The 12,454-nt window shown below is 75.2% G+C and carries 13 protein-coding genes; 5 read left to right on the forward strand and 8 right to left on the reverse strand.

The features are described from left to right. Positions 1–23 precede the first annotated feature (23 nt). The 5 genes from AB0D28_RS10190 to AB0D28_RS10210 form a co-directional block, all read right to left on the reverse strand. Positions 24–695, reverse strand: coding sequence for a hypothetical protein (locus AB0D28_RS10190; RefSeq protein WP_357384213.1), 672 nt, complete (start codon positions 693–695; stop codon positions 24–26). Further along, positions 692–3,364, reverse strand: coding sequence for an FtsK/SpoIIIE domain-containing protein (locus tag AB0D28_RS10195; protein WP_357384215.1), 2,673 nt, complete (start codon positions 3,362–3,364; stop codon positions 692–694). The genes AB0D28_RS10190 and AB0D28_RS10195 overlap by 4 nt, the downstream gene beginning before the upstream one ends. Beyond that, positions 3,357–4,235, reverse strand: coding sequence for a hypothetical protein (locus AB0D28_RS10200; protein WP_357384217.1), 879 nt, complete (start codon positions 4,233–4,235; stop codon positions 3,357–3,359). Before AB0D28_RS10200 ends, AB0D28_RS10195 begins: the two co-directional genes overlap by 8 nt. Positions 4,236–4,244: 9 nt before the next feature. After that, positions 4,245–4,505: a hypothetical protein gene (locus tag AB0D28_RS10205; RefSeq protein ID WP_013286060.1), complete on the reverse strand. Its 261-nt coding sequence runs from the start codon at positions 4,503–4,505 to the stop codon at positions 4,245–4,247. A 168-nt stretch (positions 4,506–4,673) separates the two neighbouring features. Beyond that, the gene (locus AB0D28_RS10210; RefSeq protein WP_357384219.1) at positions 4,674–5,051 is read right to left on the reverse strand and encodes a hypothetical protein; all 378 of its coding nucleotides are present in this window, start codon (positions 5,049–5,051) and stop codon (positions 4,674–4,676) included. 113 nt (positions 5,052–5,164) lie between these two features. Here AB0D28_RS10210 and AB0D28_RS10215 point away from each other — a divergent pair, with 113 nt between their 5' ends. From AB0D28_RS10215 to AB0D28_RS10225, 3 genes are all read left to right on the forward strand, one after another. After that, positions 5,165–7,714, forward strand: coding sequence for an ATP-dependent Clp protease ATP-binding subunit (locus tag AB0D28_RS10215; RefSeq protein ID WP_357384291.1), 2,550 nt, complete (start codon positions 5,165–5,167; stop codon positions 7,712–7,714). A 62-nt stretch (positions 7,715–7,776) separates the two neighbouring features. After that, positions 7,777–7,947, forward strand: a complete 171-nt coding sequence (locus AB0D28_RS10220; protein ID WP_357384221.1) for a hypothetical protein — start codon at positions 7,777–7,779, stop codon at positions 7,945–7,947. Continuing rightward, positions 7,947–8,297 carry a DUF3140 domain-containing protein gene (locus tag AB0D28_RS10225; protein ID WP_357384223.1) on the forward strand — a complete coding sequence of 117 codons (351 nt, stop codon included), beginning with the start codon at positions 7,947–7,949 and terminating at the stop codon, positions 8,295–8,297. The genes AB0D28_RS10220 and AB0D28_RS10225 overlap by 1 nt, the downstream gene beginning before the upstream one ends. Positions 8,298–8,344: 47 nt before the next feature. On the opposite strand, the gene AB0D28_RS10230 is transcribed toward AB0D28_RS10225, so the two are convergent. The 3 genes from AB0D28_RS10230 to AB0D28_RS10240 are packed head-to-tail and all read right to left on the reverse strand — an operon-like array spanning position 8,345 to position 10,253. Continuing rightward, positions 8,345–8,581 carry a hypothetical protein gene (locus tag AB0D28_RS10230; protein ID WP_357384225.1) on the reverse strand — a complete coding sequence of 79 codons (237 nt, stop codon included), beginning with the start codon at positions 8,579–8,581 and terminating at the stop codon, positions 8,345–8,347. A gap of 20 nt (positions 8,582–8,601) precedes the next feature. After that, positions 8,602–9,588: a LysR family transcriptional regulator gene (locus AB0D28_RS10235; protein WP_357384227.1), complete on the reverse strand. Its 987-nt coding sequence runs from the start codon at positions 9,586–9,588 to the stop codon at positions 8,602–8,604. A gap of 47 nt (positions 9,589–9,635) precedes the next feature. After that, positions 9,636–10,253, reverse strand: a complete 618-nt coding sequence (locus AB0D28_RS10240; protein ID WP_357384229.1) for a hemerythrin domain-containing protein — start codon at positions 10,251–10,253, stop codon at positions 9,636–9,638. A gap of 128 nt (positions 10,254–10,381) precedes the next feature. Here AB0D28_RS10240 and AB0D28_RS10245 point away from each other — a divergent pair, with 128 nt between their 5' ends. Next, positions 10,382–11,710, forward strand: a complete 1,329-nt coding sequence (locus tag AB0D28_RS10245) for a M20/M25/M40 family metallo-hydrolase (protein WP_357384231.1) — start codon at positions 10,382–10,384, stop codon at positions 11,708–11,710. Positions 11,711–11,771: 61 nt separating this feature from the next. Further along, a complete protein-coding gene (locus AB0D28_RS10250) occupies positions 11,772–12,425 on the forward strand; it encodes a hypothetical protein (protein ID WP_357384233.1) in 654 nt (217 codons plus the stop codon). The last annotated feature ends 29 nt before the right edge of the window (positions 12,426–12,454 follow it).

A 12,454-nucleotide genomic window follows, 5' to 3' on the forward strand; every position in this document is an offset into this window, starting at 1 on the left:
GACGCGGCGGAGCCGGCCGGGGGTCAGCGGGCGTATGTCGCCGTCAGCAGGAGCAGGGTCGTCACCAGACCCGAGGCGGCCACCAGGATCATCGGGCGCGGGGTCAGCACCGCGTGCCGCCGGTCGGCCAGCAGCCGGGCCGGCGCCAGCCCGATCACCGGGCCGAGCAGCGTCACCACCAGCGCCAGCACCGGCAGGCCCACCGCCAGGTCGCCGCTGGACCCGGCGCCCAGCGCCCGCGCACCCACCCCCAGCGCGTACGCCACCAGCGCGCCGCCGATCCCGCACGCGATCAGCAGCGGGTTCACCGATCCGGGCAGTTCGCCCGGCGCCCCGGTGCGCTCCAGCAACTCCCGGACCGCGCGCAGCAGCGGCACCGGATCACCGGCGGCGCCGCGGACCGGGCCGGGCGGGTCACCCAGCCGCCGGGCGCTCACGCCCAGCCGGGCCCGCAGCTGCGTCCACAGGTGAGCGACCTCGCCGTCGACGCGCTCCACCAGCCGGGCCGCCTCGGCCACCTCCTCCTCGGCCTGCCGGACCTGCTCGTCGGCCCGCGCCACCGCCAGGTCGGCGGCGGCCACCTGCTGGGCGTACCAGGTGTGCGCCTCGGCCCGCTGTGCGGTCACCCGGGCGGTCAGCTCGGCGAGCCGGCGGATCTGCGCGCTGTACGTCTCACTGGCAACCGGTTCGTTCATCGGGAGGGACCATAAGGGATGATCACCTGTCCGGTGCGGTGCACCGCCCGGTCGAAGTAGAGACCGCGCCACGGCCGGGGATACCAGTCCGGGCCGCCGCTGCCCGGATAGAGCGAGGAGCCCAGCTCGCCGCCCTGCACGTCCAGCGCCACCCAGGCGCCGATCTGGTCCGTGCGCGCGCCCGCGCCGCCCAGGTCGACGCGCATCCGGGCCACGCCACGCCACCACGCCAGCACGTGCGTACGCCGTTCCGGCCCGTCGTGCAGGATCCGGCGCAGCTGCTCCAGCCCGGTGCGCGTACCGGCCTTGCCGGCCAGCGCCGCGGCCGCCGCGTCCACCGCGTACAGCAGCAGGAAGTGCGGGGTACGCGCCGCACCCGGCGCGCCCAGCCCGTCGCCCACCTCGGCCATCAGCTCCGGCACGGTCTCCTCGTCGTACCAGGAGGCGTCGCCTTCCAGGTCCTCGTACAGGGCACGGGCGGCCGGGTCGGCGTCCGGGTCCAGGCAGGCGATGGAGAACCGGGCGGTGCCGGGCCGGTACTGCCGGGCCAGCGAGCGGGCGGCGGCGTCGAGCACCGCGCACGCCTCGTCCACCCGGGTGCCCAGCACGGCCAGGTTGCGGCCCGGCGCGCGGGGCAGGCGCAGCGCCGCCGAGCGGGACTGCACGTCGATGATCTCGCCGAGCAGCGCCACCGGGCTGCGCGACACGCCCTGCTCCGGCGCGGTCAGCGCGCGGAAGTCCGGCGCGTCGGCGAGCTTCGGGATCGCGTCGCCGTCGAACAGCCGGGCCGGCGCCGCGTCCTGCGGGCGCATCCGCCACAGCCGGTGCTGAAGCTCGCTCCACGTCTCCCAGTCGCTGGCCGACGGGATCCGGGCCACCTCGTTCCCCTCGGCCAGGCCCGACTCGGCGTTGATCACCGCGTGGTGGCGGGGCAGCGACTGCGCGGCGTCGTTGCGCTCGGCCAGGATGCGCAGCGCCTTGGGCAGCGCGATCCGCAGCGTGAACTGGGCGACGAGCGCGGGCCGTCCCCACAGCGCCTCGATGCCGCGCACGTCCTGCGACGCGAGCACCAGGTGGATGCCCTGCGACCGGCCTCGCCGGGCCAGGTCCTCCAGCAGGTCGGCGGCCTCCCGGGCGACCACGTCCCGGCCGGCCAGCAGCGCCTGGAACTCGTCGACCACCGCCACGATGCGCGGCCAGTGCCCGTCCGGGTCCACCGCGCGCAACTCGGCCAGCTTGGTGACCTCGTGCTTCTTCGCCGCGTCGGCGCGGCGGCGCAGCTCCTCGGCGAGGAAGCGCAGCAGCGCCAGGCCGAACTCCCGGTCGGTGTTGACGTTGATGCCGACCAGCCGCATGTGCGGCAGCCAGCTCGGATCCCGCCGGCCCTGCGCGAACCGGGCGAAGGACACGCCCTCCTTGAAGTCCAGCAGATAGAACTCCAGCTCGGCGGGGGAGTAGCGGACGGCGAGCGCGCCGATCCAGGCGAAGAGCAGGTTGGTCTTGCCGGTGCCCGACGGGCCGCCGATCAACGCGTGCGGCGGGTAGTCGCCGAGGGTGAGCAGCACCTGCCGCCCGTGCGGGCCCTCGCCGACCGGCGCGGTGAGCCCGTGCGCCGAGTCCTCCCGCCAGTACTCCTCCGGCGGCGGGAGCAGGTCGGTGAACGGTGTCGGCGGCGGGCCGGCGGCCACCCGGGACGCCACGGTGCGGCACGTCTCGGTGACCAGGGCGGGCGGCGGCGGCGCGTCGAGCACCACCGGCAGCCCGCCGATACGGGCGTCGTCCGGCTCCACCGTGATCCGGGTGACCGTCGGGTCGCCGGGCAGTTCGATGCCGCGGACCACCAGGTGCACGCCGCACGCCGCGCCGGTGCGTACCACCCGGTCGAGCTGGCCGCGCTCGTGCCGGGACAGCTCGTCGCCGCCGAGCAGCACCGCCACCCGCCACGGCTCCGGGCGGCGTCCGGTGGCGGCGGCCAGCTCACGCAGCGAGCCGTACTCACCGGCGAGCACCGTGGCGTTGATCCGGCGGATCTGCTCCACCAGGTCGTCAAGCAGCCGGCCCAGCCCGCCCGGCCCGACGAACGTGAGCAGCCCGGCAGTGCCCAGCGGCGCGAACCCGGCCAGGCCGCCGCCCAGGTGTTCCGGGTCGTATCCGTACAGCCGTACCGCGCCCGGGTCGGCCCGCCCGACCGAGCGCAGCAGCAGCGCCGGCACCACCGCCGCGAGGCCGTCCCGATCGCCGCCGGCCAGGTGCGCGTGCCCGGCGTCCAGCAGCGGAACCAGCGCCGGCACCGGTTCGGCGCCGTCGAGGCGTACCGTGCCGATGCGCGACGCGCCCGGCGGCTCGGACCGTCCGGCGGGCGTGGCCTGCCAGCGGTCCCAGGGCGCGGAGGCCGCGCCGGGCGCCTCCCGCTGCGCCGCGGCGGCGGCCCGCCGGGCCAGCTCGGCCAAGCGGGCGGTGTGCCGGGCGTCGATCTCGGCCAGGCGCCGGTCGCGCGCGGCGCCCACCCGGTCGGGCACCGCCGCCGCGGCCCGGCGGGTACGGGCCAGCCGCTCCCGCCCGGCGGCCAGCTCGGCCTCGGCGGCGGTGAGGCGGGTACGGGTGGCGCCCAGGGCCTCGGAGAGCATCCCCCGGACCCGCGTCACCAGTTGAGCGCGGACGTCAGGCACGGGGCGGCTCCGGTTCGTCGGTGTCCTTGGGCAGGTCCCGGCCGAGCCGGTCGAGCAGCACGCCGGTGAGCACGCCGGCGGTGACCGCCGGGTCGGCCGCGTGCGGCTGCTCCGCGTCGTCGGCGCGGCGCGGCGGGGGCATCCGGCAGACCCGGGTCAGCAGCGTGTCCAGCACCGGCGGCGGCAGCCCGGGCAGCAGGTCACGGACCCGCGAGTCCAGCGCGCCGCGCAGCCGGGGCAGGTCGTCCGCGCGAGGCGGATGGCCGAGCAGCTCACCGGCCAGCTCGCGCAGCAGCGGCGGGGTGATCGCGGCCAGCCCCAGCCCCACGTCGGCGTGTGCCCGGCGCAGCTCGCGGTGCAGCCGGTCCCGGTCGCCGGAGCGGACCCCGGCGGCCACCCGGCGCAGCAGCTCGTGGGCGTCCCCGACGCGCTCGTCCGGCTCGTCCGCCGCCGGATCCCGGCCGCCGGTCAGCTCCGCCACCCGCACCGCCCACCAGCGCCGTACCGCCGGTTGCTCACCCGGCTCGGCGGCCGGGCCGGGCGCGGGCGGTTCCTGGCCGCGCGGCGTGTCGTGCTTCGGCCGCGCCTCGCCCGGCGGCGCCGGGCGCGCGCCGTCGGGGGCCAGCCCGATCGCGGCCAGGTACGCGGTGAGCTGCTCCTGTGCCACGCGCAGCGCGTAACCGGCGGTCTCGGCGTGCTCGGTGGCCGAGGACAGCTCCGGCACCCCCATCGGGTCGGACGACTCCTGGCGCACCCAGCGCAGCCGCTCCTGCGCCTGACCGAGCTTCTCCAGCGCGACGGCGAGCTGCGCCAGCGGCAGTTCCTCGGCGGCGGCACGGACCTGCGCGCCGATGTCCTCGACGATGGACACGGCCGGGCCTCAGAGCGTCGCGACGTAGAGCTGTGCCTGCTCCACCGCGACGAGTGTCGCGGCCAGGCACTCCTCCAGCTCCTGACCGGCCTGTGTCAGCGAGGCCTGCGCCGCCTCGACCGTCTCGTGCCCGCTGCCCTCCAGCGCGCCGGCCAGCGTCTGCTGCGCCTCGGCCAGCTTCTCGCCGGCTGCCTGCACCGCTGTCTGGCCGTCACCGATCTGCTGGAGAGCGACATCGATGGCTGCCTTCAGCTCGGCAACGCTCGCCACGGGGACCTCCTGGGGGCGAAAGAGATCTCCATTACAACCCATCGGAACGGGTGGACGAACATCCACCCTCGCGGCGTGACGACCCGCGTGTCCGGTTGCCGCCCTGACGTGCGTGAAGATCCCGCCGGGCGGCATCCCGCGGTCCCGTCGCCGGTCCCATCGGCGGGACTAACGGCCCAGCCAGCGCGGGCCGCGCACCTCCGCGCCGAGCGCGGTGACCCGCTCGCGCAGTTCGCGGTCGGCCGTGACCACCACCCGCCGCCGGTCCGGCGCGGCGGCGACCAGCTCGACCACCGTGTCGTCGCCGGAGCCGGGCGCGGACACCACCTCCACGCCGGGCGCGGGCGGTGTGCGCCGGGCCGCGCCCTCCACCACCAGCACCACCTGCACCGGCGGCGGCAGCTCCGGCGGCACGCCCGCCTCGCCGACCGGCGCCAGCGCGTCGCGCAGCCGGGCCGCCGCGCCGGCCCGGTCCCGCCACCAGCCGTCCGGGCGCGAACCCACCACGTTCGCGCCGTCCACCACCAGCAGCGCTCTGCTCTCCATGCCCCCCAGCCTGCCATCCGGTCGCGTTTGTCGCGCCGACCGCCGGGTAGCCACCGCCGACCGTGCCGCGCGTGCCGGGCGCCGGTCGTGCCGACTGACTGCGGAGGACGATGATGATGGGACCGGGCGACTTCGGCAACGACCCCTGGGACGAGTTCCTGGCCCGATACTTCGGCCGGGGCGAGGGGGGACGCCGGCCGGCGCACCGGGTCGACATCACCCGCCTGATGACCGCCGACGCCCGGGAGATGCTCGCCGACGCGGCCCGCCGCGCCGCCCAGAAGCACAGCAACGACCTGGACACCGACCACCTGCTCTGGGCGGCGTTGCAGCGGGAGCCGCTGCGCGACCTGGTCCGCCGGGCCGGCGCCGACCCGGACGCGCTGCTCGGCGCGCTGGGCGGCCGCGGCGAGGGCGCGCCGCGCGGCGAGGTGCCGCCGAACCTGTCGCTGACCCCGGCGGCGAAGCGGGCACTGCTCGACGCCCACCAGCTGTCCCGCGCGATGGGCGCCAACTACATCGGACCCGAGCACATCCTGATGGCGCTGCCGCTGAACCCCGAGTCGCCGGCCGGCCGGATGCTCGCCGCGGGCCGGATCCAGCCCGAGTCGTTGCAGGCGGCCAGCGCCGAGCGCGGCGCGGCGACCGCCCCGCGCCCCGATCACGGCACCCCCACCCTCGACCAGTACGGCCAGGACCTCACCGAGCTGGCCCGGATGGACCAGATCGACCCGGTGATCGGCCGGGCCGACGAGATCGAGCAGGCCGTGGAGATCCTGTCCCGGCGGACCAAGAACAACCCGGTGCTGATCGGTGAGGCCGGCGTCGGCAAGACCGCGATCGTGGAGGGCCTGGCGGAGCGGATCTGCGACGGCGACGTGCCGCAGACGCTGATCGGCAAGCGGGTGATCCAGCTCGACCTGGCCGGCCTGGTCGCCGGCACCCGCTACCGGGGTGACTTCGAGGAGCGGCTGAAGAAGGTGATCGACGAGATCCGCGCCCACCGTGAGGAGCTGATCATCTTCCTGGACGAGATCCACACGCTGGTCGGCGCGGGCGGCGCCGGCAGCGAGGGCGGCATGGACGCCTCGAACATGCTCAAGCCGGCCCTGGCGCGCGGCGAGCTGCGGGTGATCGGCGCGACCACGCTCGACGAGTACCGGCGCAGCATCGAGAAGGACGCCGCGCTGGCCCGCCGGTTCCAGCCGGTGCTGGTGCCCGAGCCGGGCGTGGAGGACACCGTCGCGATCCTGCGCGGCCTGCGCGACAGGTACGAGGCGTACCACCAGGTCCGGTTCACCGACGAGGCGCTGGTCGCCGCCGGTGAGCTGTCCGACCGGTACATCACCGACCGGTTCCTGCCGGACAAGGCGATCGACCTGATCGACCAGGCCGGCGCACGGGTGCGGCTGCGCACGCGTACGCCCGCCGAGGACGTGCGTGAGCTGGAGCAGCAGCTCGACGAGACCCGCCGGGACAAGGAGCAGGCGGTCTCCGACGAGCAGTACGAGCGCGCCTCCGCGCTGCGCGACCGGCTCGCCGAGTTGGAGGACCAGGTCCGCCGGGCCCGCGGCGACGAGGGACCCAACCACGTGCCCGAGGTCGGTCCGACGGAGATCGCCGAGGTGGTCTCCCGCGCCACCGGCATCCCGGTCACCCAGCTCACCGAGGAGGAACGCGATCGGCTGCTGCGCCTGGAGGGCCACCTGCACGAGAAGGTGATCGGTCAGGACGACGCGGTCAGCGCCGTCGCCGAGGCGGTACGCCGGTCCCGTACCGGGCTGGCCGACCCGGACCGGCCGATGGGCAGCTTCCTGTTCCTCGGCCCGACCGGCGTCGGGAAGACCGAGCTGGCCCGCGCGCTGGCCGAGGCGCTGTTCGGCGAGGCGGACCGGATGGTCCGGGTCGACATGAGCGAGTTCCAGGAGCGGCACACGGTCAGCCGGCTGGTCGGCGCCCCGCCCGGCTACGTCGGCTACGAGGAGGCCGGCCAGCTCACCGAGGCGGTACGGCGCCGCCCGTACGCGGTGGTGCTGCTGGACGAGATCGAGAAGGCGCACCCGGACGTGTTCAACATCCTGCTCCAGGTGCTCGACGACGGCCGGCTCACCGACAGCCAGGGCCGTACGGTGAACTTCAAGAACACCGTGCTGATCATGACCAGCAACCTCGGCTCGGAGCTGATCACCGGCACCCAGCGCACTGTCGGCTTCGCCACCGGCGCGCCCGGCGAGCGGGAGGGCGACGAGCTGCGGGAGCGGCTGATGCGCCGGCTCCAGGAGAACTTCCGCCCGGAGTTCCTCAACCGCATCGACGAGGTGATCGTCTTCCAGCGGCTGGAGGCCGAGCAGCTGCGCCAGATCACCGGGCTGCTGCTGGAGGAGACCCGCCGCCGCATGCACGCCCAGGACATCCAGGTCGACTTCAGCACCGCCGGCGTCGACTGGCTCGCCGAGCACGGCTACCAGCCCGAGTTCGGCGCCCGCCCGCTGCGCCGGGTGATCCAGCGCGAGGTCGACAACCGGCTGTCCCGGATGCTGCTGGAGAACGAGGTCTCCCCGGGGCAGAAGGTCACCGTGGACACCCGCGACGACCAGCTGGTCTTCGACGTCACCGCAGGTGAGCGGGGCTACAGGCCGGCCACCACGTCCCATCCCCGATGACCGGGCGGGGCCCGTCCCGGCCGGGCCGGGACGGGCCGTCACCGAAGGACCGGAGGGCGGACATGACCGAACCCGAGGAAGTCACCGACGACGACACCGGGGCCGGCGAACCGATCGAGGCGACCCCGACGGCGAACCCGTCCCGGGTGCGGGTGCCGCCGGAGGGCCTGAGGCAGCACACACCGGACGAGGGCGAGACGGCACCCGGGCCGCCGCCGGCAGAGGAGGCGTGATGGTACGCGAGGCGCGACTCGACCCCGAGGCCGAGGTGATCTGGGACGACTTCCACGCCGAGGTGAACGTGTCCTCCGAGACGCTGCGGCAGTGGCTGCTCACCCGGGGCTCGGGGGAGGAGGCGTTCGGCCCGAACCCTGACCTCGACCTGCCCGAGCCCGGCCGGCAGATCCTCGCCGTGCTGCGCAAGCGCAAGGTGGACCTCACGCCGGAGGACATCGAGGTGATGCGGGAGGCGATCACCCGGATCCGGGAGCTGACCGCGCAGCGGCCCCGCCGGGGCAACGCCGACGACGAGTGGCGCCACGCCCTGCTCGACCTCGGACACGACGTGCTCGCCGAACGCTGAGCCGGTACGGCGGCGCCCGGGCGGACCACCCGCCCGGGCGTCACCGGCTACTCCGACTCCAGGCTGGGCAGCCGCAGCCCGGCCGCGTCCGCCGCGGCCTGCCGGTCGGCGCGGGCGCGTTCCTCGCGGCTGAGCAGGTCGGCGTACTCGGTCACGTCGGCCGGGCCCGGCACCTCCGGCAACCGGCGCAGGAACGCCTCCACCTCGGCGGAGGCGGTGGTGTGCGCGGTGGCCGCCTGGCGCAGCAACTCCCGCTGGTCGGCGGCCGGATACAGATCAGTCATGTCGCCGGTGATACCCGGGTTCAGGCGATTCGCACCCCGCCCGAGCCGTTGGGCTGCACGCCGAACTCCGGGTGCGCCAGCAACCAGCCCAGGTACTCCGGATGGTTCGCCAGCGCGTCGGTGTACGCCGCGACCGCCGCCACCAGCACCGGCTCGGCCACCGCGGCGGCCGGCACGTCCGGGTGCCAGCCCAGCAGCAGCCGCCAGCGCAGCGGCGTGCCGGCGAGCCGGCGGGTGACCAGCCCGGCCACCGGACGGAACGTGGCCTGGCACAACGCCACCGCCTCACCGGCGTCCACCAGGTCCAGCGCGGCCCGCACGTCCGCCTCGTACACCTTCTTCGGGGTGAAGCCGGAACGGGCGCAGGCGGCGGCGAAGCAGTCGCCGAAGCAGCCGTCGCCCGGCGCGGCCACCCACCGCTCCCGCCGCAGGTCGACCAGGTCGACCTCGTCGCGGCCGGCCAGCGGGTGGGTCTGCGGCAGCAGCACGCAGACCGGCTCGACCGCCACCTCCCGCCAGCTCAGCCCGAACCCCGCCGACGGCGTCGAGTCGCCGCACACGCCGGTCAGGGCGAAGTCGAGCCGCCCACCGGCCACCATCTGCGCCAGCTCGTCCACCGACCAGGAGCCGTACGTGGTGATCTGCGCGTCCGGCCGGTCGGCGGCGAGCCGGTGCACCAGCCGCCCGAGGATCGGGCTGTTCACCCCGCCGAAGCGGTAGCGGCGCAGCGGATCACCGGCACCGGCCATCCGGGCCGCCTCGTCCCGCAGGCCCTTCATCGCCGGCAGCAGCACCCGTGCCCGGTCCAGCACCAGCTCACCCAGGGCGGTGGGACGGGCACCGCGGCGGTCCCGCTCGAACAGCGGCCCGCCCAGCGCCCGTTCGATCCGCTGAAGCTGGGCGGTCAGCGCCGGCTGGGCCAGGCCGAGCGCCGAGGCGGCCTTGGTGACGCTTCCCGTCTCCGCGATCGCGCAGACCACACGCAGGTGTCGCAGCTCCAGATCCATACCGTGACGGTAGGACCACGAACCGATGCGCGGAAGGGGCGATCGGCTCACGCCTGGCGGCGGTGCTCCAGGTCACTCAGCCGGGTACGCCGTCCGGTGACCGCGTCGCGCACCTTGTCGAGCACCCCGACGGCCGGTTCGACGATCTTGTTCCAGGGTGGGGTGGCGGGCGTGCCGGGGTGCGGGCGGGTCGGTGCCGCCTCCTCGGCGATCTCCCACCGGTTGCCCAGCCGGATCAGCTCGGCGTCGCTCGCCACCTCGCGCAGCGGCGTGACCAGCGCGGCGACGCGGCTGACGTGCCGGCGTACCCGCTCGGCCACGTCGTCGACCGCCGGGTCGTCGGCGCCGGACAGCTGCTTGAGGGCGGTCAGCAGTCCCGCGTCGGCCTCGATCTCCCGCTCGACCAGCTCGGTGGCGTCCGGCATGGCGGCCCGGGCCGCCGGGAACAGGTACTGCTCCTCGGCGGACAGGTGCCGGGACACCGCGGCGGTCAGCACGTCGAGCACCTCGCGCCGGGCGGCGGCGTCCAGTGCCGGGTCGGTCACCCGGTCGGCCAGCCCCAGCAGCGCCCGGTGCTCGGTGTCCACGAGGTCGGCGACGCTGCGCCCACCCGGCCGGTACGCGTCGTCGGCGGCGGGCGGCAGCGGCGGCAGGGGGACGGTCATGGTGCCCTCCTCGTGACGGCCGGAGTCGATGTCCGGGCGGTCCGGCAGTACCCGGCCGGGCGGTCCGCGAAACCGTCGCCGGAGCACCGGCGGCCCGCGCCCACCCCACCTGCTGGTATAAGGAAGCGATGACGAGCGACGCCCTCCCCGCCCGGCCCGACGCCACCGACGAGGTCGTGGACCTCTGCCGTGACCTGCTGCGCATCGACACCACGAACACCGGCGACAACGACACCAGCGCGGGAGAGCGGCGTGCCGCCGAGTACGTCGCGGAGAAGCTCGCCGAGGTCGGCGTCGACGCCGAGATCCACGAGTCCGCGCCCGGCCGGGCCAACCTGGTCGCCCGGATCCCCGGCACCGAGCCCGGCCGCGACGCGCTGCTGGTGCACGGCCACCTCGACGTGGTGCCCGCCGACCCGGACGAGTGGTCGGTGCACCCGTTCTCCGGCGAGATCCGCGACGGCTACCTGTGGGGCCGCGGCGCGATCGACATGAAGGACTTCGACGCGATGGTGCTGGCGGTGGTCCGCGACTGGCAGCGCACCGGCGTACGCCCGCGGCGCGACGTCGTGCTCGCGTTCACCGCCGACGAGGAGGCCGGCAGCGACTACGGCGCGCACTTCCTCACCCAGCGCCACCGCGACCTGTTCGACGGCTGCACCGAGGCGATCGGCGAGGTCGGCGGCTTCTCCTACTCGGTCGACGAGCAGCGCCGCCTCTACCTGATCGAGACCGCCGAGAAGGGCATCGACTGGCTGCGCCTGCACGCCAAGGGGCGGCCCGGCCACGGCTCGATGGTGCACGACGACAACGCCGTCACCGCCCTGGCCGAGGCGGTCGCCCGGATCGGCCGGCACCGCTTCCCGGTGGTGATGACCGACACCGTACGGGCGTTCCTGGCCGAGGTCTCCGACGTGCTCGGCATCGAGATCGACCCGGACGACCCGGAGACCGCGATCGCCAAGCTGGGCCCGATCGCCAACATCATCGGCGCGACCATCCGCAACACCGCCAACCCGACCCGGCTGGCCGCCGGCTACAAGGACAACGTCATCCCCGGCCGGGCCACCGCCACCATCGACTGCCGCAGCCTGCCCGGGCAGAGCGAGGAACTGGAACGGCAGCTGCGCGAGCTGGTCGGGCCGGACATCGCCATCGAGTACGTCCAGCGCCAGCCGGCCCTGGAGACCACGTTCGACGGTGACCTGGTGGCACGGATGTCGGAGGCGCTGCGCGCCGAGGACCCGGGCGCGCACCCGGTGCCGTACATGCTCTCCGGCGGCACCGACGCCAAGGCGTTCTCCCAGCTCGGCATCCGCTGCTTCGGTTTCGCGCCGCTGCGGCTGCCCGCCGACCTCAATTTCTCCGGCCTGTTCCACGGCATCGACGAGCGGGTTCCGCTGGACGGACTACAGTTCGGCGTGCGGGTTCTGGACCGCTTCCTCCGTACCTGCTGACCGCGCCCGCCGCGGCGCCGCCGGCGCGGAACCTCCCCCCATCGCGAAGGGACTGCCACACATGACCGACCAGCACGGTGAGCTGGACGCCGCCCTCGAGCGGGTGATCGACGCGGCCCGCGCCCACCTGGCCGCCGTCCGGGCCGCCCAGGGCCGGATCGACGACGACGCCGTCTGGCAGGCGTACGTCGCGTTGAACAACGCCTCGTTCGCCTACGACGAGCAGCTGCTCGACGCGTTCGGCGAGGTGACGCCCTGGGACGTGGAGTCGATCGACCCGGACGAGGCCGACGAGCGCTTCGGCTCCGTGGAGGGCGGCGAGCCCACCGACCCGCACCCGCGGGTGATCTCGGTGCGGCAGCGGCGCGACTACCGGGTGCCGAGCGTCGCCGCGCTGCTGCGCGCGGCCGAGGCGGCCCGCCGCGAGGGCACCCCGGAGGACGACGAGCCGGCGCCGGTCGAGGGGGTCGGCGAGGCGGTGCTGGAGCTGCTGCAGAGCGGCGACGGTTCGCTGTCCGCGCTCGACGTGCCGGAGCTGGAACCGCTGGACGGGGTGGTGATGGTCAGCGAGGTCGGCACCCCCGTCGACCTGGAGTCGTTCGACGACGACGACCCGGTCGGCCCGTTCCAGCCTGCTGCCGACGACCGGCTGGTCGGCCGGCTCGACGAGCACCCGTTCATGGAGCTCGACGAGGAGCACGACCACGCCCACTAGGCCGTGCGCGTCCCCGGGGCCGCGCCACG

The sequence above is a fragment of the Micromonospora sp. NPDC048169 genome, from assembly GCF_040652815.1.
GTDB lineage: Bacteria > Actinomycetota > Actinomycetes > Mycobacteriales > Micromonosporaceae > Micromonospora.

Bases quoted from the DNA above. Each gene is read 5' to 3' on its own strand.
- AB0D28_RS10230 (WP_357384225.1), bottom strand. From the start codon at position 8,581: ATGACTGATCTGTATCCGGCCGCCGACCAGCGGGAGTTGCTGCGCCAG.
- AB0D28_RS10235 (WP_357384227.1), bottom strand. From the start codon at position 9,588: ATGGATCTGGAGCTGCGACACCTGCGTGTGGTCTGCGCGATCGCGGAG.
- AB0D28_RS10225 (WP_357384223.1), top strand. From the start codon at position 7,947: ATGGTACGCGAGGCGCGACTCGACCCCGAGGCCGAGGTGATCTGGGAC.
- AB0D28_RS10220 (WP_357384221.1), top strand. From the start codon at position 7,777: ATGACCGAACCCGAGGAAGTCACCGACGACGACACCGGGGCCGGCGAA.
- AB0D28_RS10215 (WP_357384291.1), top strand. From the start codon at position 5,165: ATGATGGGACCGGGCGACTTCGGCAACGACCCCTGGGACGAGTTCCTG.
- AB0D28_RS10250 (WP_357384233.1), top strand. From the start codon at position 11,772: ATGACCGACCAGCACGGTGAGCTGGACGCCGCCCTCGAGCGGGTGATC.
- AB0D28_RS10190 (WP_357384213.1), bottom strand. From the start codon at position 695: ATGAACGAACCGGTTGCCAGTGAGACGTACAGCGCGCAGATCCGCCGG.
- AB0D28_RS10240 (WP_357384229.1), bottom strand. From the start codon at position 10,253: ATGACCGTCCCCCTGCCGCCGCTGCCGCCCGCCGCCGACGACGCGTAC.
- AB0D28_RS10245 (WP_357384231.1), top strand. From the start codon at position 10,382: ATGACGAGCGACGCCCTCCCCGCCCGGCCCGACGCCACCGACGAGGTC.
- AB0D28_RS10210 (WP_357384219.1), bottom strand. From the start codon at position 5,051: ATGGAGAGCAGAGCGCTGCTGGTGGTGGACGGCGCGAACGTGGTGGGT.